Annotated in this window: 21 protein-coding genes and 1 other RNA gene; 11 read left to right on the top strand and 11 right to left on the bottom strand. The window is 72.5% G+C overall.

The annotated features are described in order from the left end of the window. Positions 1–4: 4 nt before the first annotated feature. Positions 5–373: a transfer-messenger RNA gene (gene ssrA / locus ACZ5UI_RS00735) on the bottom strand. A 46-nt stretch (positions 374–419) separates the two neighbouring features. On the opposite strand from ssrA, the gene ACZ5UI_RS00730 reads away from it, so the two are divergent. The 4 genes from ACZ5UI_RS00730 to ACZ5UI_RS00715 all read left to right on the top strand — a co-directional run bounded on the left by ACZ5UI_RS00730 (position 420) and on the right by ACZ5UI_RS00715 (position 2,649). Beyond that, entirely contained in the window at positions 420–809 is a 390-nt protein-coding gene (locus ACZ5UI_RS00730; RefSeq protein ID WP_464193161.1) for an MmcQ/YjbR family DNA-binding protein, read from the top strand. Positions 810–835: 26 nt separating this feature from the next. Next, a complete protein-coding gene (locus ACZ5UI_RS00725) occupies positions 836–1,327 on the top strand; it encodes a VOC family protein (RefSeq protein ID WP_464193158.1) in 492 nt (163 codons plus the stop codon). 4 nt (positions 1,328–1,331) lie between these two features. Next, the gene (locus tag ACZ5UI_RS00720) at positions 1,332–2,126 is read left to right on the top strand and encodes an SMP-30/gluconolactonase/LRE family protein (protein WP_464193156.1); all 795 of its coding nucleotides are present in this window, start codon (positions 1,332–1,334) and stop codon (positions 2,124–2,126) included. An 85-nt stretch (positions 2,127–2,211) separates the two neighbouring features. After that, the gene (locus ACZ5UI_RS00715; RefSeq protein ID WP_464193154.1) at positions 2,212–2,649 is read left to right on the top strand and encodes a group III truncated hemoglobin; all 438 of its coding nucleotides are present in this window, start codon (positions 2,212–2,214) and stop codon (positions 2,647–2,649) included. Here ACZ5UI_RS00715 and ACZ5UI_RS00710 read toward each other — a convergent pair. After that, the gene (locus ACZ5UI_RS00710; RefSeq protein WP_464193151.1) at positions 2,643–3,221 is read right to left on the bottom strand and encodes a TetR/AcrR family transcriptional regulator; all 579 of its coding nucleotides are present in this window, start codon (positions 3,219–3,221) and stop codon (positions 2,643–2,645) included. The genes ACZ5UI_RS00715 and ACZ5UI_RS00710 overlap by 7 nt on opposite strands. A gap of 97 nt (positions 3,222–3,318) precedes the next feature. Here ACZ5UI_RS00710 and ACZ5UI_RS00705 point away from each other — a divergent pair, with 97 nt between their 5' ends. The 3 genes from ACZ5UI_RS00705 to ACZ5UI_RS00695 all read left to right on the top strand — a co-directional run bounded on the left by ACZ5UI_RS00705 (position 3,319) and on the right by ACZ5UI_RS00695 (position 5,857). Then, entirely contained in the window at positions 3,319–4,146 is an 828-nt protein-coding gene (locus ACZ5UI_RS00705; RefSeq protein WP_464193149.1) for an SDR family oxidoreductase, read from the top strand. Then, positions 4,143–5,084: an SDR family NAD(P)-dependent oxidoreductase gene (locus ACZ5UI_RS00700; RefSeq protein WP_464193147.1), complete on the top strand. Its 942-nt coding sequence runs from the start codon at positions 4,143–4,145 to the stop codon at positions 5,082–5,084. The genes ACZ5UI_RS00705 and ACZ5UI_RS00700 overlap by 4 nt, the downstream gene beginning before the upstream one ends. Positions 5,085–5,173: 89 nt before the next feature. Further along, positions 5,174–5,857 (top strand): alpha/beta fold hydrolase, encoded by a 684-nt coding sequence (locus tag ACZ5UI_RS00695; RefSeq protein ID WP_464193145.1) that lies wholly within the window; start codon positions 5,174–5,176, stop codon positions 5,855–5,857. Here ACZ5UI_RS00695 and ACZ5UI_RS00690 read toward each other — a convergent pair. Then, positions 5,838–6,434 (bottom strand): class I SAM-dependent methyltransferase, encoded by a 597-nt coding sequence (locus ACZ5UI_RS00690; RefSeq protein WP_464193143.1) that lies wholly within the window; start codon positions 6,432–6,434, stop codon positions 5,838–5,840. The genes ACZ5UI_RS00695 and ACZ5UI_RS00690 overlap by 20 nt on opposite strands. Positions 6,435–6,495: 61 nt before the next feature. Here ACZ5UI_RS00690 and ACZ5UI_RS00685 point away from each other — a divergent pair, with 61 nt between their 5' ends. Then, a complete protein-coding gene (locus ACZ5UI_RS00685) occupies positions 6,496–6,978 on the top strand; it encodes a GyrI-like domain-containing protein (RefSeq protein ID WP_464193141.1) in 483 nt (160 codons plus the stop codon). On the opposite strand, the gene ACZ5UI_RS00680 is transcribed toward ACZ5UI_RS00685, so the two are convergent. Continuing rightward, positions 6,957–7,694 (bottom strand): SDR family oxidoreductase, encoded by a 738-nt coding sequence (locus ACZ5UI_RS00680; RefSeq protein ID WP_464193139.1) that lies wholly within the window; start codon positions 7,692–7,694, stop codon positions 6,957–6,959. The two genes, ACZ5UI_RS00685 and ACZ5UI_RS00680, sit on opposite strands and share 22 nt — an antisense overlap. A 106-nt stretch (positions 7,695–7,800) precedes the next feature. Here ACZ5UI_RS00680 and ACZ5UI_RS00675 point away from each other — a divergent pair, with 106 nt between their 5' ends. Further along, on the top strand, positions 7,801–8,487 hold the full coding sequence (locus tag ACZ5UI_RS00675) for a hypothetical protein (protein ID WP_464193137.1): 687 nt from the start codon (positions 7,801–7,803) through the stop codon (positions 8,485–8,487). Positions 8,488–8,503: 16 nt separating this feature from the next. Beyond that, complete coding sequence (locus ACZ5UI_RS00670; protein ID WP_464193135.1) at positions 8,504–10,384, top strand: FUSC family protein; 1,881 nt, start codon at positions 8,504–8,506, stop codon at positions 10,382–10,384. Positions 10,385–10,548: 164 nt separating this feature from the next. Here the strand turns inward: ACZ5UI_RS00670 and ACZ5UI_RS00665 are convergent, their stop codons facing one another. From ACZ5UI_RS00665 to ftsE, 6 genes are all read right to left on the bottom strand, one after another. Then, positions 10,549–12,006 carry an HD-GYP domain-containing protein gene (locus ACZ5UI_RS00665; protein WP_464193133.1) on the bottom strand — a complete coding sequence of 486 codons (1,458 nt, stop codon included), beginning with the start codon at positions 12,004–12,006 and terminating at the stop codon, positions 10,549–10,551. A 61-nt stretch (positions 12,007–12,067) separates the two neighbouring features. Continuing rightward, positions 12,068–12,547 carry an SsrA-binding protein SmpB gene (gene smpB, locus ACZ5UI_RS00660; protein WP_464193130.1) on the bottom strand — a complete coding sequence of 160 codons (480 nt, stop codon included), beginning with the start codon at positions 12,545–12,547 and terminating at the stop codon, positions 12,068–12,070. Positions 12,548–12,550: 3 nt separating this feature from the next. Then, positions 12,551–14,281, bottom strand: coding sequence for a ribonuclease R family protein (locus tag ACZ5UI_RS00655; protein ID WP_464193128.1), 1,731 nt, complete (start codon positions 14,279–14,281; stop codon positions 12,551–12,553). After that, positions 14,278–15,474: a S41 family peptidase gene (locus ACZ5UI_RS00650; protein ID WP_464193126.1), complete on the bottom strand. Its 1,197-nt coding sequence runs from the start codon at positions 15,472–15,474 to the stop codon at positions 14,278–14,280. The genes ACZ5UI_RS00655 and ACZ5UI_RS00650 overlap by 4 nt, the downstream gene beginning before the upstream one ends. A gap of 27 nt (positions 15,475–15,501) precedes the next feature. After that, positions 15,502–16,395: a permease-like cell division protein FtsX gene (gene ftsX / locus ACZ5UI_RS00645; protein WP_464193124.1), complete on the bottom strand. Its 894-nt coding sequence runs from the start codon at positions 16,393–16,395 to the stop codon at positions 15,502–15,504. Further along, positions 16,392–17,204 carry a cell division ATP-binding protein FtsE gene (ftsE, locus tag ACZ5UI_RS00640; protein ID WP_464193122.1) on the bottom strand — a complete coding sequence of 271 codons (813 nt, stop codon included), beginning with the start codon at positions 17,202–17,204 and terminating at the stop codon, positions 16,392–16,394. Before ftsE ends, ftsX begins: the two co-directional genes overlap by 4 nt. A 91-nt stretch (positions 17,205–17,295) precedes the next feature. Here ftsE and ACZ5UI_RS00635 point away from each other — a divergent pair, with 91 nt between their 5' ends. Then, the gene (locus tag ACZ5UI_RS00635; RefSeq protein ID WP_464193120.1) at positions 17,296–17,841 is read left to right on the top strand and encodes a QsdR family transcriptional regulator; all 546 of its coding nucleotides are present in this window, start codon (positions 17,296–17,298) and stop codon (positions 17,839–17,841) included. A 14-nt stretch (positions 17,842–17,855) separates the two neighbouring features. Here the strand turns inward: ACZ5UI_RS00635 and ACZ5UI_RS00630 are convergent, their stop codons facing one another. Further along, positions 17,856–19,244, bottom strand: a complete 1,389-nt coding sequence (locus tag ACZ5UI_RS00630) for an alpha/beta fold hydrolase (RefSeq protein ID WP_464193118.1) — start codon at positions 19,242–19,244, stop codon at positions 17,856–17,858. Positions 19,245–19,289: the final 45 nt, after the last annotated feature.

Raw genomic sequence — 19,289 nt, 5'->3', positions numbered from 1 at the left:
CAAATGGTGGAGACGGTGGGAATCGAACCCACGTCCACAGTCGCGTGGTGATGGCTTCTACGAGCGTATCCGGCGCTCTGATCTCGTCCCCTGGTCGCCTCGCCGGCGGGGTTCCAGGGAACCAGCCTCCTGAAGATGTCCCCCCATTGGCAGAGGCGTACCGCCGGGGGTGAAGCCTGCATATCTGATTCGGGTGATCCAGCGGCAGGCTGGCCGGGACCCGAACCTCGACTCGCTTAGCTAGTGACTAAGCAGCGAGGGCGTACTCGTGAGAGTCCGCACGTATGGTTTTCCCGGGGTTTAACGAGGCCTCCGGGACCTCGACTCGCAACCACCACCCCGTAGCCGACCGTGTCGAAGCCATGTCGTCCCCGCGGTGATGCCCTGTTCAGTCTAGTGCCCTGAGGTAGCGTGGACTCGTGGCCACTTGGGAGGACGTCAGCCGCCTCGCGCTCGCACTGCCCCAGACGCACGAGGAGCCCAGGCGCGGGGAGCGCGGCTGGCGCGTGCGGACCAAGAGCTTCGTGTGGGAGCGGCCGCTGCGCCAGACCGACCTCCAGGCGCTCGGCGCCGACGCCCCGACCGGGCCGATCCTGGGCGCGCGCGTCGAGCACGAGGTGGCCAAGCAGGCGCTGCTGGCCGACGACCCGGCGGTCTACTTCACGACGCCGCACTTCGACGGCTACCCGGCGATCCTCGTGCGCCTGGACGCGATCGCCGTGCCCGACCTCGAGGAGCTGATCACCGAGGCCTGGCTCGTGCAAGCGCCCAAGACGCTGGTCAAGCAGTTCCTTGCGGACAGGATGTGACCGCAATCGCGCGTAGCGTCGCCGCCATGATCCCCAACGGCTACACCACGGTGACCCCGTGGATCATCTCCCGCGACACCGCCGCCCTGCTCGACTTCCTGGCCCAGGCCTTCGGCGCCGAGGAGATCGCGCGCATCGCCGGGCCCGACGGCCGGATCGGTCACGCCGAGACGCGGATCGGCGACGCGGTCGTGATGGCCTTCGACCACGACGCGCCCTGCCCCACGCCCGCCTTCCTGCGCCTGTGGATCGACGACTGCGTGGCCAGCTTCGAGCAGGCGTTGGTGGCCGGCGCGGATCCGGTGACGGTCCCCACCGAGCTGGCCTTCGGCTCGATCGTCGCCCGCGTGCGCGATCCGCTGGGCAACGTGTGGTGGCTGCAGCAGCACCTGGCCGACGTCGCCCCGGAGGACTACCTGACCCGCGCCGCCGAGCCGCGCTTCGCCGAGGCGATGGCCTACGTGCAGTCGGCCGAGCTGGTGCCCGCGATGAGTTCGGCCCCCGGGCGGCGTCTGTAGGCGCATGGAGATCCTCATCGACGGCCTCGCGTTCGGCGAGTCGCCGCGCTGGCACGACGGACGACTGTGGCTGTCGGACTGGGCCGCCGGCGAGGTGCTGGCCGTCGATCCCGCCGACGGCAGCCGCGAGGTGGTCGCGCACGTCGACGCGTTTCCGTTCTGCCTGGCCTTCGACGCCGACGGCCGCCTGCTGATCGTCACCGGTGACGGGCGCCTGCTGCGCCGCGGCGACGACGGAGCGCTGCGGCCGGTCGCCGACCTGCGGTCGCTCTCCGAGCATCCGCTCAACGAGCTCGTGCGCGATCCGCGCGGGCACCTGTTCGTCAACGGCATCGGCTACGACATGGGCGGCGCGGACCCGCACGAGGGCTTCGTCGCGGTCGTGCCCGCGGACGGCGGGCCAGCGCGGCGGGTGGCCGAGGGCCTGGCCTTCCCCAACGGCATGGAGATCGTCGACGACGGCGCGACGCTGCTGGTGGCCGAGTCGCACGCCGCGCGCATCTCGGCCTTTGCGATCGCGCCCGACGGCAGCCTCTCGCCGCGACGCACCTGGGCCGCCGTCCCCGACAGCGCGCCCGACGGCATCTGCGTCGACCCCACCGGGGGCGTCTGGTACGGCGACGTGCCCAACCAGAGCGCCGTGCGCGTGGCCGAGGGCGGCGAGATCGTCGATCGGGTCCAGACCGACCGCGGGTGCTTCGCCGTCGCCCTCCACGACCGCACGCTGTTCCTGGTCACGATGCGCTGGGGCGGCGCCGACGGCGAACGCACCGGTCAGGTGGTCACCGTCCAGGTCTAGTGTCCTGATTTGGAAATTCGTGTGCAGCTGGTGGATGCCGCGGCGGGTGCGCGGGTCATGGAATCAGTCATCTAGCCTCTCGGTGGTGAGTGCCGAGCGCCACGACATCGCCGATCGGGCCGACTGCGAGCGCCTGGTGCGCGCCTTCTACGGCCGCGCGCTGACCGACCCGATGATCGGCTACCTGTTCACCGACGTCGCGCACCTGGACCTCGAGGAGCACGTGCCGCAGATCACGTCGTTCTGGGAGACGATCCTGCTCGGCGCCCAGTCCTACACCGGGGGCGCCTTCGCCCCCCATGCCAGCCTGAACCGCAAGGCGCCGCTCAAGCGCGGTCACTTCGAGCGCTGGGTGCGGCTCTGGTGGGAGACGGTCGACGAGCTGTTCGAGGGGCCCCGCGCCGAGCTGGCCAAGACGCATGCCAACCGCGTCGCCGGCGCGTTCCACCGGCGGCTTGCCGGCCGGTCAGACGAGCCGTCGGGACCGACCGCGCCGATCCAGCTGCAGATCACGCGTCACTGACGCGCGCCGTAGCGCAGGCCGTCCATGACCAGGCGCAGCACCGTGCGCGCCTGGTCCATCCAGTCGTCGCTGGCGGGGATGTTCCAGATCGCCATCGTGGCCCGGTAGACGTCGTCGGCGGTGACGTCCGGGCGGATCGTGCCCGCCTGGACGCCGGCGTCCAGCAGCGAGTCGATCGTCTCGCCGATGCGCCGGCGCGCCTCGGGGAACAGCTCCTCGCGGGAGACGGCCAGCTGCTTGAGCGCGTCGGCCATGCCGCGCTTGGCCGCCGCGTAGGCGATGAAGCGCTCCAGCCACGCCTCCATCGCCTGGTCGGGCGGGAGCGTGGCCAGCAGCTCGGCCGCACCGTCGGTCACGTGCGCGACCTCGTTGCGGTAGGTCTCGGCGATCAGCGCCTCGCGCGTGGGGAAATGGCGGTACAGGGTCCCGATGCCCACGCCGGCGTGCTTGGCCACGGCCTCCAACGAGACGTCGGTGCCCTCGGCCGCGAACAGCTCGGCGGCCGCGGTCAGCAGCTTCTCGCGGTTGCGGCGCGCATCGGCGCGCATGGTCTTGTCGGCGGTCGTGCCCATGGTCTAAGTGGAGGATGCCTCCGTTTTGCTGCTACTGTGTTCGCAGAAGCGGAGGTTCTCTCCGTTTACAGGTTAGCGACAGAAGGAGACCACCCCCATGTCGAAGGTCTGGTTCATCACCGGCACCTCCAAGGGATTCGGCCGCATCTGGGCCGAGGCCGCGCTCGAGCGCGGCGATCGGGTCGCCGCGACGGCTCGTCGGCTCGAGACGCTCGACGACCTCGTGGCCCGCTACGGCGACGCGGTCCTCCCCATCGCCCTCGACGTCACCGACAAGCCCGGCGTCGATGCGGCGGTCCAGCAGGCCCATGAGCACTTCGGCCAGCTCGACGTCGTCGTCAACAACGCGGGCTATGGCCTGTTCGGCGCGATCGAAGAGGTCAGCGAGGAGCAGGCCCGCGCGCAGATGGAGACGAACTTCTTCGGCGCGCTGTGGGTCACGCAGGCGGCGCTGCCGATCCTGCGCGGCCAGGGCTCGGGCCACATCATCCAGGTGTCCTCGATCGGCGGCGTGCAGGCCTTCCCGACCATCGGGCTCTACCACGCATCCAAGTGGGCACTGGAGGGCTTCAGCCAGTCACTGGCCGCCGAGGTCGCCGACCTGGGCATCCACGTCACGCTCGTCGAGCCGACCGGCTACCCCACCGACTGGTCGACCGCGTCGGCCGTCGTGGCCGACCCGATCGACGCCTACGAGCCCATCCGGGCCGCCCGGGTGGCCAACCGGGGGAAGTGGCAGCCGGCCGACCCGCTGGCCACCGGGCCCGCGATCCTCGAGCTGGTCGACGCCCCGCAGCCGCCGCTGCGCGTGTTCTTCGGCTCGACCCCGCTCGGCGTCATCCAGCCCGAGTACGCCAAGCGCCTGGAGTCCTGGGAGCAGTGGCAGTGGCTCGCCGAGCTGGCCAACGGAGCGGTGGCCGCATGAGCACCCAGACCCGCATCACCACCCCCTTCGGGTTCGACTCGACGGCGGCCGAGGTCGTCGACGGCCTGGACCTGAGCGGCAAGCGCGCGATCGTCACCGGCGGCGCGTCGGGCATCGGCGTCGAGACCGCTCGCGCGCTGGCCGGCGCGGGCGCGGCCGTGACCATCGCCGCCCGCGACAACGCCAAGGGCGTCCGCGTGGCCGCCGACATCCGTCAGACCACCGGCAACCACGCGATCGACGTGCGGCCGCTGGAGCTCGCCGACCTCGACTCGGTGGCCGCCTTCGTGGCCGAGTGGGACGGACCGCTGGACCTGCTGGTCAACAACGCCGGCATCATGGCGCTGCCCGAGCGCGAGCTGACGCCGACCGGCTGGGAGCTGCAGTTCGCCACCAACCACCTCGGTCACTTCGCGCTGACCGTCGGCCTGCACGATGCCCTGGCCGCGGCCGGCAACGCGCGGATCGTCTCGCTCAGCTCGCGCGGCCACCTGCGCTCGCCGGTCGTGTTCGACGACGTCAACTTCGAGCGGCGCGACTACGACCCGTGGCTGGCCTACGGGCAGTCCAAGACGGCCAACGTGCTGCTCGCGGTGGGCGTGACCGCGCGCTGGGCCGGCGACGGGATCACCGCCAACGCGGTGCACCCGGGGCCGATCCTCACGAACCTCACGCGGCACATGACCGACGAGCGCCTCGACCAGCTGAAGTCGCGCATCCCGCACTTCAAGTCACCGCAGCAGGGTGCCGCGACGTCGGTGTTCGTGGCCACATCGCCGCAGCTGGAGGGCCTGGGCGGGCGCTACTTCGAGGACGTCAACGAGCCCGCGGTGATCGCCGAGCCCGACCCCGAGACGCTCGCCGGCGTGGCCGCCTACGCGGTGGACCCCGCCAACGCCGACCGGCTGTGGGAGCTGTCGGAGGCCGCCATTGCCTGAGCCATCCCGCAACCCCGCGATCCGCCGCGTCGTCGTGTTCGGCAACTTCGCACCGATGAGCGAGCCGCCCCAGCGGCGTCTCACTGCAGATGACGACCTACGTGCTAATCCCCGGCGCCGGCGGCGAGGCCAGCTACTGGAGCCTCGTCGTCCCGCGCCTGCGCGCCCTGGGCGACGACGCGATCTCGCCCGATCTGCCGGCTGACGACCCCGGCGCGCACCTGTCGGACTACGTCGATCTCGTCGTCGATGCCGCGGCCGGCATCGACGACGTGGTCGTGGTCGGGCAGTCCCTGGGCGGCTTCTACGCCCCGCAGGTGGCGGTGCGCCTCGGCGCCCGCCGCCTGGACCTGGTCTGCCCGATGATCCCGCTGCCCGGCGAGACCGCGGGCGACTGGTGGACGACCAGCGGCCAGAGCGACGCGATGCGCGCCGCCGACGTGGAGGCCGGTCGCGATCCCGACCGGCCGTTCGACCCCGACGAGCTGTTCCTGCACGACGTCCCGGCCGAGGTGCTGACCGGGCCGCTGGCCGCGCCGCCCCGCGACCAGTGCGGCACGCCGATGGCCGACCCGTGGCCGCTGGACGCCTGGCCGGACATCCCCACGCGGGTGCTGGGCGGCCGCCACGACCGGCTGTTCCCGCTCGCCTTCATGCGGGAGCTGGCGCCCGCGCGCATCGGCGTCCAGGCCGACGCGATCGACAGCGGCCATCTGCCGGCGATGGCCGCGCCCGACGCGCTCGTGGATTGGCTCAGGGCGCCGTCCAGGTGAGCGAGTAGCGCCACAGCGCATGCCGGCGGTAGCGCCCGCCGGGCAGGGTGCGCGCCGCCAGCGCGCGCGTCTGCGCGTAGGTCAACGGCGGCGGCCAGATCGTGGGCGCGCTGTGCTGCCAATGGCCGGTGCGCGCGGTGTGCCAGCGGGTGAGCACCGACCCGGCCAGCGTCCAGGGCAGGTCGGCGGGGTAGCGCGGGCGCCCGAGGCCGATGACCACCAGCCGGCCGCCCGGCGCGACGAGCTCGCGCAGACGGACCAGACCCGCCCCGTCGCCCAGATGGTGCAGCGTGGCGATCGAAGCGACGAGATCGAACGAGCGCGGGGCGAAGGCATGGGTCATCACGTCGCCGAGCACGTACTCGACCCCCGGCAGCGGGAGCTCGCGGGCCAGCGCGATGCTCGCGGGATCCGGGTCGATGCCCGTCACCTGCGGCACGCGCGCGGCCAGCTCGCGCACCAGCAGGCCCTCCCCACAGCCGACGTCGAGCGCGCGCCGCGCGCCGACGGGCACCGCGTCGAGCACCAGCGGGTGGTGGTGGATGTTGTGGTTCCAGCGCCCCTCGACGACGTGCACGCCCCGCATCTTCGCGCGCGGCCACCGATGAGTCGGCGCCCGGATCGCGGTCTCAGCCCGCATGCCCGCCGCGCCCGAGATCCGTCATCGCTCCGTCCAGCCCTACCTGGCCATCCACTGCTCGATCACCGACGGCGTCCCCGCGGCGGTCGACGCCGCCTTCCCGGAGCTCATGCAGTGGGTGGGATCACGGGCGATCGCGTTGACCGGCGCGCCGTTCATGCGGTTCCTGCGGATCGACGCGGCGGGCGAGCCGCTCGAGCTCGAGGTCGCCGTGCCGGTCGCCGATGGCCAGCGTGGCGACGGGCGCGTGCAGGCGCGCACCCTGCCCGCCGGGCGCTACGTCGTCTACCGCCACATCGGGCCCTACCGCAGCGAGACGGCACCCGACCTGGCCGTGGCGCGCACCCACGTGCTGGACTGGATGCGCGCGCACGACGTGCGCTACGACTGCGCGGTCGAGCACTACTGCGTCGGCCCCTACGAGGAGCCCGACTTCCGCAAGTGGGAGACGGAGTTCGCCTACCGCGTGATCGACGCCTGAGCCGCGTCGTACTGCGCCTGGATCCCGGGATACAGCAGGTCATGGTCGTTGGACAGGCCGCCCTTGACGTCGCGCGAGAACTCGTCGACGAGGATCTCCTCGTCGCCCGCCGCGACGCCGGCCAGGATCGTCTCGGCCACCAGCTCGGGCGTGTGCTTCTCGGCCTCGATGGCGGAGGCCAGGTCCGTGTCGATGTAGCCCACGTGGACGCCGGAGACGAGCGTCCCCTGGCCGCGCAGGGCGATGCGCAGCGCGTTGGTGATCGACCACTGCGCCGACTTCGACGCCGAGTAGGTGCTCAGGTGCGGTGAGGAGACGAACGAGACGACCGACAGGACGTTGACCAGCGCGCCCCCGCCGTTGGCGGCCAGCACCGGCGCGAACGCCTGCGCCACGGCGAGCGTGCCGATGTAGTTGACGTCGAGCTCGCGCCGGGCCTGCTCGAGGTCCGCGGTCAACGGGAAGGCCAGCGAGGCGATCCCCGCGTTGTTGACGACCAGATCGACGTCGCCCAGTCGCGCGGCCACGTCGGCGACCTGCGCGCCGTCGGTCACGTCGAGGGCCACGGGCGTGACGCCCGGATCGCTGATCGCCTGCGGATCGCGCGATCCGCCGTAGACCTTCGCGGCGCCGGCGGCGACGAGCGACCGGGCGATGGCCTGGCCCAGCCCGCGGTTGGCGCCGGTGACGAGTGCGACGGATCCTTCGATCTGCATGGTGACGTCCTTACGAAAGGTGAGTGCGGAGAACCACGGTACCAGGTCGGTCTACTTATCGAACCGACCTGCGGGTCCGCCGGATCCCCTGGGACGATCCGCCGCGATGTCCGGCCACGTCCATGCGCACCTCCCGCACGAGGTGACCGAGAAGCACGACCACGGGCCGCCGGTCGCGCGCCAGGAGCGGGTCCTCGAGCTGATCACCGTCGTGCTGTTGTCGTTGACCACGCTGCTGACCGCGTGGAGCGGCTACCAGGCCGCCAAGTGGGGCGGCGAGCAGGCCGCGCTGTTCTCCGACGCCGGCGCGCAGCGCAACCAGGCCCAGCGCCAGCTCACGCTGGCCGGCCAGCAGCGCATCGACGACCTCCTGTACTTCGACGGCTGGCTGGACGCGCGCGAGCGCGGCGACACGACCTTCGAGGCGCTGTATCGCAACCGCTTCCGCGACGAGTTCGTGCCCGCGTTCGAGGCCTGGCTGGCCCAGAAGCCGTTCGAGAACCCGGCCGCCGCCGCGGGCCCGCTCTACCTGCCGCAGTACAAGCTGGCGGCGACCGCCCGCGCCGCGGAGTTCGACGTGCGCGCCGACGACGCCAACCGTGAAGCGCTGGCGGCCAAGAACCACGACGACGGCTACATCCTCAGCACGGTGTTCTTCGCCGCCGTGCTGTTCTTCGCCGGCATCTCGCTGCGGCTGGCCTGGCCGCCGCTGCGCATCGCCGTCGTCAGCCTGGCCACCACGGCGCTGCTGGGCGGCGCGATCTACCTGGCCACGCTCCCGATCGCCCCGTAGCGGGCAGGATGGCGGGGTGCCCGCGTCGCGCGCCATCGCCGAGCTGCGCGCCGCAGGGTCGGCCGCCCGCCACCTGCGCCTGGCCCCCAGCGGCTGGGCGCACCCGCTGCGCTCGGCCGCGTGCATGGCCGTGCCGCTCAGCGCGGGCGTGATCGCCGGCAAGCCGTCCTACGGGATGGTGGCCAGCCTCGGTGCGCTCTCGGGGCTGTACGGGCAGTTCGAGCCCTACCGGCGCCGCGCCCGTCTGCACGCCGCGATCGCCGCCGCCATCGCCACGGCGGCCGTGGCCGGCACGCTGGCCGCGCCGTCCGCCGTCGCCTCGGTCGTGGTGGCCGGCGCGATCGCCGCGATCGCCACCTTCGCCTGCCTGACGCTCGAGGTCGGGCCGCCGCGCGAGCACATGATCGTGCTGGTCGCGCTGATGGCCGCGACGCTCCCGCTGGACCCACCCGGGGCGCTGGCCCGCGGCGGCCTGGCGCTGGCCGGCGGCGCCGTCGCCTGGCTGATCGCGATGAGCGGCTGGCTGGCCGACCGCAGCCGGCCCGAGCGGATCGCCACGGCCAACGCCCTGGGCGCGGCCGCCGCGTTGCTCGACGCGATCGCCACCAGCGCGCCCGAGCTGCGCGTCGCGCGCCACCAGGCGGCGCTGGCCGCGCGCGCCGCCACGCACGCGGTCGCGTCGGCCTCCGGCGCCAGCGCGGCGCGCCTGCGGGCGATCCAGGTGCAGGCCGACGACCTGCTCGACGCGGTCGTCGGCGTCGAGGCGCTCGGCGTGGCCGTGGACCCGGGCTGGGCCCCGCGCGTCCGCGAGCTGGCCGCGGCCACGCGCGACCCGGCCGTTGTCGTCCTGGGCCCGGATAGCGGGCTCAGGCGGACAACGGCGCGGGATCCGGCCCGGCTGGAGCCGCCCGGGCCGCGCGTCGACGCGGCGCTGGCCGGCATCCGCGCCGTCCTGGCCGGAGCACCCGCGCCGCCGGCCCCCGAGCCGCCGCCCCGCCGGCTCGTGCTGCGCCACTCGCTCGCGGTGCCCGCGGCCCTGCGGGCCGGCATCACGATCGCGCTGGCGCTGGCCATCGGCCACCTGCTGCGCGTGGGCCAGCCCTACTGGATCGCGCTGACCGTCTCGGCCGTCCTGCAGGGCTCGACGCTCGTCACCTCCCTGCGGCGCGGGATCGAGCGCAGCGCCGGCACCCTGGTCGGCGTCCTGATCGCGGCCGGCATCGCCGCGCTGGATCCGACCGCGGGGGCGATCGTCGCGGTGATCGTGCTGCTGCAGCTGGTCATCGAGGCGGTGATCGCCACCAGCTACGCCGTCGCGGTCGCGTTCATCACGCCGCTGACGCTGCTGCTGGCCGATCTCGCGCACCCCGGATCGATCACCGACGTGCTGCTGGGCGGGCGCATCGTCGACACGCTGATCGGCGCGGTGCTGGGCATCGCGGCCGGCCGCCTGCTGTGGCCCAGCGCGGCCCGGACGCGCATCCTCGGCGCGTCGGCCAAGAGCGTGCAGACGACCGGCGCGCTGCTGCAGGCCGGCCTGCGCGAGGGCGCCGACAGCCCCGCCGCGCGCAACGCGCGGGCCGATCTGCACGTGCAGCTGCTGAACCTGCGGGCGATCGCCGACGCCGCGCTGGCCGACCGCCTGGGCAGCGCGCCGGTGGCCGACGTGCGCTGGCCGGTGATCGCCTCGATCGAGCGCGTCGGCTACCTGGTCAGCAGCGCGCCGCTGGAGCCCGACCACGTTCCCGCGGGCCTGCCCGACGCGCTGGACGCGCTCACCCGCGCCGCCGCCACGACGACGCCGGTCCCGCCGGTCGCGTTCCCGACGATCCCGCGCTCACCGACGATCCAGCGCGAGCTCGAGCACCTGGCCGCCCTCTTGGCCGAACCGCGGTGAACCGGGCGGATCGGGCAAAAAAAGGGACGCGAGCCGAGCCGTGTGTGGGAACCGTTCTCCTGTCGCTACACCCCTTGCGGAGCGGCGCCTGGTGTCGGGTGGCGCGGCCTTCCATCCCGGTGGCCTCGCTCTTTCGCGGCTCGAACCCGCGTCTGAGAGTGAATCTACGAAGCGACCCAGCGCAGGTCAAGTGCGCTTTGGTACGAGTCCGCAATTTGGGTGTTTTTCTCGCGCAGGCGGCGCTCGAGCGCCCCGACGCAGGCCGCATCGAACTGCGTCCCGGCCCCCTCCTGCAACAGCGCCAGCGCCCGTTCGGGCTCCCAGGCCGGGCGGTACACGCGGTCGGAGACGAGCGCGTCGTAGACGTCCGCGACGGCCAGGATCCGGGTCAGCAGGTCCAGCTGCTCACCGCGCAGGCCGTCCGGGTAGCCGCTGCCGTCCAGGCGCTCGTGGTGGCCGCGCACGACGCGCCGCACGTGCTCGGGGTAGCCGAGCTCGGCCAGCAGCTCGTCGCCCCACGCGGCGTGCATCTGGATGACCGCCATCTCCTCGTCGTCCAGCGGCCCGGGCTTGGCCAGGATCGCCGTCGGCACCGACAGCTTGCCCATGTCGTGCAACAGGCCGGCCAGCGCCAGCTCGCGCAGGCGCCCCGGCCCGAGCCCGAGCTCCTCGCCGATCCGCACCGCCCACTCGGCCACGCGACGCGTGTGCGACGCGGTCGAGACGTCCTTGCGCTCCAGCCGGGCCATCAGCACCCGCACGCGCGGCCCCAGGAACGCCTCCTCGTCGCCGACCAGGTCGATCGGCGAGAGGTCGCCGATCGCCGCGTGCGACGGGCGCCCGCGATAGGCGTCGAGCATCATCGGCAGGCCGACCGCGGCGACGCCGCCCAGCTCGAGCGCGTGGCCCAGCCAGTAGGCCCAGCCGCCGGCCGGTCCCAGCAGCAGCTGCGGGATCAGCGCCACGCCCATCCAGACGACGCCGACGGTGATGCACAGGTCCGCGGCGCGGCGCGTCAGCGCGAACGTGCGCACGGCCCGCCAGGCGACGAGCGCGAAGAACACCGCGCCGACGCCGAGCAACGCGACGGCCAGCGGATCCCCGGGCTTGGGCAGGCTGGGCACCACGGCGGGGTCGGCCAGGAACACCCCACCCGCGGCGGCCAGCGCCACCAGCAGGACGCCGTAGCCGATGGCCAGCGCGCGCACGTGCTCGGCCCGGTTGAGCGCGGGCACCGCGGCCAGCGTCAGCAGCGCGCCGCCGACCGGTAGCGCGAGGCCGCCGGCCAGCGCGATCACCCCGTTGGGAGCGAACAGGACGCCGGGCGTGGCCAGGCCGTGCAGCGCCAGCAGCAGCGTCATCGTGGCGAACGCGCCGCCGGCCATCACCGAGCGGGCGTCGTTGGCCCGGACGCCGGCGATCAGCAGGCCGATGCTCGCCGTCGCCGCGATGCCCGAACCGATGGCCATGATCAGCAGATGGCCGGTGGCCGGGATGCCCGCGGGCTCGCCGGCCAGGAAGTGCATCGCCGCCGCCGGAATCGCCGCCGCCGCGGCGATCAGCAGCAGATAGGCCCGGACGTGGCTGCGCAGCAGGCGGTCCATGGCCGGGTGATCGGACACGGCGGACGCATCTATGAGCGCGGACGCGCCCAGCTAGACGACCGGTCGGCCGCCCCCGGTTTCAGCTGTTGGCGTCGGCCTTGGCCCGCGCGAGGTCGCGCTTGGTCTCGCGCTCGCGGATCGACTGGCGCTTGTCGAAGCGGTCCTTGCCGCGCCCCAGCGCCACCTCGACCTTGGCGAACGGCCCCTGGAAGTAGATCCGCGTGGGCACGAGCGTCAGGCCCTTCTCGTGCAGCTGGCCCTGGAGCTTGTCCAGCTCGCGCCGCTTGAGCAGCAGCTTGCGCGGCCGCTCGGACTCGTGGTTGTCGCGCGCGGCGGGCGGATAGGGCGGGATGTGGACGTTGTAGAGCCACAGCTCGCCGTCGCGCAGGCTGGCGTAGCCGTCCTTCAGCTGCGCGCCGACGGTGCGCAGCGCCTTGACCTCGGTGCCCTGCAGCTCCATGCCCGCTTCGAGCTTGTCGAGCAGCTCGAAGCGGAAGGACGCCTGCCGGTTGGTGGCGACGTCCCCCGGTGCTGCCTTCTTCTTGCCGCCCTTGGCCATCGCCTAGACGGTAGCCGCCAGATCCTCCACGGGCTCGAGGTCGACCCGGCCGCGGGCCACGTCGATCCCGCCCACGCGCACCTGCACCGGATCGCCGATGCGGATCGTCGCGCCCGACCGCTCGCCCTCCAGGATCGTGCCCGGCTCGTTGAGCTCCCACCAGTCGCCGCGCAGCCGGCGCACCGGGAGCAGCCCCTCGTAGCCCGCGCCGAAGGCCACGAACGCGCCCGCGCCGATCACCCCGGTGACCTCGCCGTCGAACACGCGCTCATAGCCGTGGCCGCTGGAGAACAGCTCGCGTTCCAGCAGCAGGCAGCGCACGATGTCGTCGGCCTTGCGTTCGATGTCCATCGCGTCGCGCTCCTTGGCCGAGGACCATTCGGCCACGCTCCCCAGCTTGGACGCCGGCGGGGTCTCCTCCCCGCCTCCGACCGCGCTGAGCAGCGCGCGGTGGCAGACGAGATCGGGATAGCGCCGGATCGGCGAGGTGAAGTGCGAGTAGGCCTTCGAGCTCAGCCCGGCGTGACCGAGGTTGCGCGGCGAGTAGTAGGCCTGCTTGAGCGAGCGCAGCACGAGCGAGGTCAGCCCGGCGCGGCCGTGGCCGGTGCGGCGCACGTGCTCGGCCACCAGCCGCGAGCACTCGCCCACCAGGTCGGCGGCCTGCGACGGCGTGAGCACGTCGGGCAGCGGCGGCGTGGCCACGCCCAGCGAGGCCAGCTGCCCGACCAGGCGCTCGACGCGGGCCGGCTCGGGCGGCTCGTGCACGCGGTAGAGCGTCGGCGTCCTGCGCGTCTCCAGGAAGCCCGCCACCTGCTCGTTGGCGGCGATCATCAGGTGCTCGATCAGCCGGTGGGACTCGGTCTGCACCGAGGCGGCCGCGGCGGTCACGTGCCCGCCGCGGTCGAAGGTGAACTCGGGCTCGGAGGACTCGACGGCCAGCGCCCCGCGCGACTCGCGCGCCGCCTGCAGGTCGGCGGCGACCGCGCGCGCGTCGCGCAACGGCTGGGCCCAGGGCTCGGCCCATGGCTCCTGGCCCGCGAAGATCCGGTCGACCTGCTCGTAGTCCAGGCGCATGTCGGAGCGGATGACCGAGCGGTAGAAGGCCACCTTCTCCACGCGCGCGCCGGCGAAGTCCATCTCGACGGTCACCGCGAGGCGCTCGACGTCGGGTCGCAACGAACAGGCGTCGTTGGAGAGCGCCTCGGGCAGCATCGGCTCGACGGCGCCGGGAACGTAGACGGACGTCGCGCGCTTGGCCGCCTCGCGATCGACCAGGGAGCCCGGCCGCACGAACGCGCTGACGTCGGCGATGTGCACCCACACCTTGGCGCCCTCGGCGGAGATCGCGTCGTCGAAGTCCTTGGCGGTGACCGGATCGATCGTGAACGTCGTCAGGTCGCGCAGGTCGCGACGGGGCGCGTCGACCTCGCCGCCGGCGTCGCGCGCCTTCTTCGCCGCGCGGTCGACCGCCGGGTCGAAGCGCCGGGCCAGCCCGCGGTCGAGCATCAGCGCCTCGATCAGCGCCCGCGCGTTGTCGGGCTTGCCCAGGACGCGGACGATCTTGGCCGACTGCTTGCGCTGCACCGCCGGGCGCACGAGCACCAGGTCGCCGATCGCGGCCCGGCTGGTGCGCTCGACCGGGACGCCCCGCCCGGGGCCGAACAGCGGCGCGACGGTCACGAAGCGCCCGCGCTGCTCCAGCACGCCGACGATCCCGGCGCCCGGCCGGCTCACCGGGTCTGGCCGGCCAGGACGTCCACGCCCTCTTCGACGACCTCGTCCTGCTTGGTCTTGTCGTCGTCGGTGACCTTGACGTCGGGCTGGACGCCGGCCCCCTGCTCGACGCCGCCCCCGCCGAGGTTGCGCCCGCTGGGCAGGAAGTACTCGCCCACGGTCAGGTCGAGCGCGCCGCCGTTGGACATGCGCTGGACCTCCTGGAAGACGCCCTTGCCGTAGGTGTGCTCGCCGATCACCTCACCGCGCCCGCGATCCTGGATGGCGCCGGAGACGATCTCCGAGGCCGAGGCCGTGTTGCCGTCGACGAGCACCGCGACGGGGATCTTGCCCGAGATCGCGTCGCCGGCGGCGGTCAGCGTGTGCGAGGGCTGGTTGCGGCCCTCGATCCGCACGATGTCCCCGTCGGGGATGAAGATCGATGCGACCAGGCGCGCCTCGTCCAGCAGGCCGCCGCCGTTGCCGCGCAGGTCGAGCAGGATGCCCTTGGCGCCCTCCTTCAGGCGCTTGTCGACCTCCTGGCGCACCTGCTCGGAGGCGCCCCGGCTGAACTGCGACAGCGCCACCTGGGCGATCTTCGTGCCGTCGGGTGCGGTGCGCATCTTCGACGCCACCACCGGGGCGCTGACCACCGCGCGCTCGACCTCGCGCGTGATCCGCTTGCCGTCGCGCTCGAAGACGAGCTCGACCGTCGTGCCCTCCTTGCCGCGGATGAAGCGCGAGGCGCGATCGACGGTCAGGCCGGCGAGGTCGTGCCCGGCCGCCTGCACGATCAGGTCGTCCTTGCGCAGGCCCGCCTTCTGCGCAGGCGAGTCGTCGTAGACGCGCATGACCTTCAGGCCCTGCTTGTCCTCGGCCACCTCGATCCCCACGCCGGTGAACTGCGCGTTGGTCTGCTGCATGTACTGCTCGAACTGCTTCGGCGTGAAGTAGTGCGAGTACTTGTCCTTCAGCGCGTCGACCATCCCGGCGATCGCCGTGTTGGTCAGCTCCTCGTCGGGGACCTCGCGGTAGTAGTCGGCGTGCACCTTGTCGACCGCCTCCTGGAAGAGCTGGCTGTCGTCGTCGCCGACGAGCGCGCTGCGCACGGGCGAGGGCAGGCCGTTCGGATGGCCGCCCAGGTAGATGCCCACCGCCAGCAGCGCGATGGGCACGACCACGGCCAGGACGTAGAGGATCGGGTTGCGACGCACCCGCTCCAGCCTAGGTGGCAGAAGTAACTAGACCTTCAAGAAGCGGCGCAGCGACAGGCCGGAGCCCAGCGCCGACACGCCCACCGCCGCGACCATCAGCAGCAGCGCCAGCACCGGCAGCGCCATCGTCTTGGGCGCCGAGATCAGCGCGAAGTCCGCGGCCAGCGGATCGACGAAGGCGATCTTGCCCACCAGCAGCAGGAGGATCGCCAGCGCACCGCCCAGGGTCCCGAGGATGATCCCTTCGATCACGAACGGCCAGCGGATGAACCAGTCGGTCGCGCCGACCAGCTTCATGACCTCGACCTCGCGCCGGCGCGAGAACAGCGACAGGCGGATCGTGTTGGAGACCAGCAGCGCCGAGGCGACGATCAGCAGGCCGCACAGGAGGATCATGGCCAGCTTCACGACGCTGGTCGCCGTGAGGATCTTGTCCGTCTCCTCCTTGCGGTTCTTGACCTCGTCGATCGCGGGGTCCACGACCGTGCGGTCGCCCGACGGCGTGGTCGGCGCGAGCGCGTTGCGAATCGCGTCGACGTCGCCGGGGTCCTTGGGCGTGACGCGGAAGGAGTCCGGCAGCGGGTTGCTGCCCAGCAGCTCGTAGGCCTCGGGGTTGCGCTTGGACTCGCGCTTGTAGGCCTCTTCCTTGGAGATGTAGGTGACCGACTGGACGTCGTTGTTGTCGGTCAGCAGGCGGCGCACGCGCTCGACCTGCTGGTTGCTCGCGTCGCCCTTGAGGTAGACCTCGAGCGCGACCTTGTCGCGCACGTCGTTGGCCGCCCCCGTCGTCGCCTGGACGATCGGGATGAAGACGCCGAGCACGAGCAGCGTGACCAGCACGGAGGCCATCGCGGCGAACGAGGGAATCGGGTTGCGCTTCATCGAGCGCATCGACTCCTTCAGGAAGAACCCGAGCTTCACGAGGGGTCCTCCAGGTGCTCCCGCAGCACGGCGCCCAGCTCGGCGGTGTTCGGCTCGCCGCCGGAGTAGCGCGCGGCGGCCTGGTCGCGCACGACGCGGCCGCGCTGCAGCTCGATCACGCGGCGACGCATCTTGTCGACCATCGCCACGTCATGGGTGGCGACGATGACCGTCGAGCCGGTGCGGTTGATGCGGTAGAGCAGCTGCATGATCCCGATCGACGTCTCGGGATCGAGGTTGCCCGTGGGCTCGTCGGCCAGCAGCAGCGGCGGGTGGTTGACGAACGCGCGCGCGATGGCCACGCGCTGCTGCTCGCCGCCCGACAGCTGGTCGGGATGGTTGTGCAGCTTGGTCGACAGGCCGGTCAGGCGCAGGATGTCCGGCACCTTGGCCCGGATCTCCTTGCGGCTGCCGCCGGTGACCTGCAGCGCGTAGGCGACGTTGTCGTACACGGTGCGGTTGGGGAGCAGCTTGAAGTCCTGGAAGACCATGCCGATGTTGCGCCGGTAGTAGGGCAGCTTGCGCCGCGAGAGGTCGCGCAGGTCCTTGCCGGCGACGCGCACGATGCCGTCGGTGGCGTCGGTCTCCTTCATGAGCATGCGCATGAGCGTCGACTTGCCCGAGCCGGAGTGGCCGACGATGAACACGAACTCGCCGCGAGCGATCGAGAGCGTGCACTGGTCGAGGCCCACGTCGCCACCGGGGTAGCGCTTGGAGACGCCGCGGAGCTCGACGACGGGCGGGGACGCGTTGAGGCGGTCGCGGCGCTGCGGGAGCGCGGCGGCACGTGACTGTTCGGTGGCGGCCATCGGGTCGACAAGGTAGAGAGACACATCTCGAAGGCTGCAGTTCCGGTTGCAAGCAACAGGGATTGCGCGATTTGCGTAGCGTCCGCCGCCTATGCGGCCCACGCGCGACGATGCCGTGCTGCTCGCGCGCGAGATCTTCGAGCGGCCCGAGCGCCTCGACATGCGCGCGCTGGCCACCCAGCTGGGCGTCAACCGGGCCACGCTGTACCGCTGGGTCGGCTCGCGCGACAAGCTGCTGGTCGAGGTGGTGTGGTCCAAGGGGTGCCGGGCGCTGGAGCGCATCGGCACGCAGACCGCCGATCGGCGCGGCGCCGAGCGGGTGATCGCGGTGGTCCTGGGCCTGACCGACGCGGCGATCGCCGATCCGGGCATGCAGCGCTGGCTGGCCGAGGAGGGCGAGCACGCGATGCGCCTGCTGACCGGGCGCGAGGGCGGCTTCCAGGTCCGGCTGATCGACGCCCTGGAGCGCCTGCTGGCCGAGGAGCACCTGACGTTCGCCGCCGAGCGGCGCGAGGTGGCCTACGTGCTCGCCCGCCTGATCGAGTCCTACACCTACCTGGACCTGATCACCGGGGATCGGCCCGACGCCGCGCGCGCCGAGCCGATCCTGCGGATGCTGCTCACTTCAGGGTCATAGGGCCTGCCCCAGCACTAGGACAGACCCTTCAGGAACGGCACGACCGTCTTGAGGAACTTGTTCTTGCCCGGCAGGTCGTCGATCGGGTCGATGTGCGCGTCGGTGGCGGCGGCGTTGACCGTCACGACGTTCTTGATGTTCGCCTGCGCGGCGATCGCCTTGGCCGCGGTGATCACCCGCTCGCCGCCCAGGCTGGTGGCGAACGCGTAGATCGGCGTCTTCAGCGTCGCGCCGTGGATCGCGTGCACGTCGAGCGTCGCGTCGGCCGGGTTGGCGATGCCGCCGTTGACCGCGCCCGCGTCGATGCTCAAGCGCCGCGGGTGGTACCACGCGGTGCCGTCCATGTCGGGGAAGTCGGGCGAGCCGAACACCCGCGCGGCGCGCAGCGCGGTGGTCAGGCCGTCGTTGACCCAACCGCGCGGATCGCCGCTGGCGGCCAGGTGGCCGATGTGCGACTGCACCAGCGCCAGGCTCTTGGGGCCGGTGCGGACGTCGAGCGCGTAGCCGTAGCTGGCCTCCGCGGTGGCGGTCACCGGCGGCTTGAGGTTGGCCGGCAGCAGCGACCAGGCCGACAGGATCGCCGGGCCGTCGGGATCGATCAGCGCCGAGTTGGAGCCGACCGCGTTGAACACGCCCGCCGACCAGGGCAGGCCCAGGCCGGTCAGGTCCAGGAACGGCGAGCTCGTGGCCAGCTGGTCGAGGCTGGCCTGCGCCGCCTCGGGCGTGGCCGCGGTGCCCGGGCCGCTGCCGCCGTCGATGAACACCAGGCCGTTGAGGTCGTCGCCACCCGCGGTGCCGTTGAAGTCCCAGGTCGCGTAGGCGTCGATGATCGAGCCGCCCAGCGAGTGGCCGCCGAGCGTGACCTTGCGCCCGCCCTGCTTGGCCGCCTGGATGACCACGCGGATGTCGTTGACGGCGACGTTCATGCCCCAGTCGCGGGCGTAGCCGGTCTCGGCGTCGGTCTTGGCCGTGAAGTGCGTGGTGATGCTCGGGTTGCTCAGCCAGCCCAGGTAGTAGTCGAACAGCTGCTGCGGCGTGGCCTGGCCGGCCTTGGCCTGCTGGAGCACCGACTGGTCCTCGAGCAGGTTCTCGCGCCGCTCGATCGACCACACCTGCCAGCCCGGCAGACGCCGGACGATGTCACGGGCGACGGGCGCGAAGTAGGGGCCGCCGCCCGACGTGCCGGGCACCAGCACGAGCACGCGCTTGGCGCTGGGCTTGCCGATCTGGATGACCTTGACCTTGTTCAGCGCATCGGGCGTGCCGGGCGCGGCGTAGCCGTTCATCGTCACCACGCGGGTGGCCGGCGTGGCCGCGTGCGCGACACCGGCTGTGGCGGTGGCGCCCAGCAGCGAGACGGCCAGGATCAGCCCGCCGCAGCGGCGGGCCCGGGACAGGGTCATGCAGTGCTCTCCTCCGGTACGCGCGCGACACTTGCGCGATGTGTC

The organism is Conexibacter sp. JCM 18997, assembly GCF_055391915.1.
The sequence above is the reverse complement of the archived record's forward strand: the minus strand, read 5'-3'. Positions and strand labels throughout refer to the sequence as shown.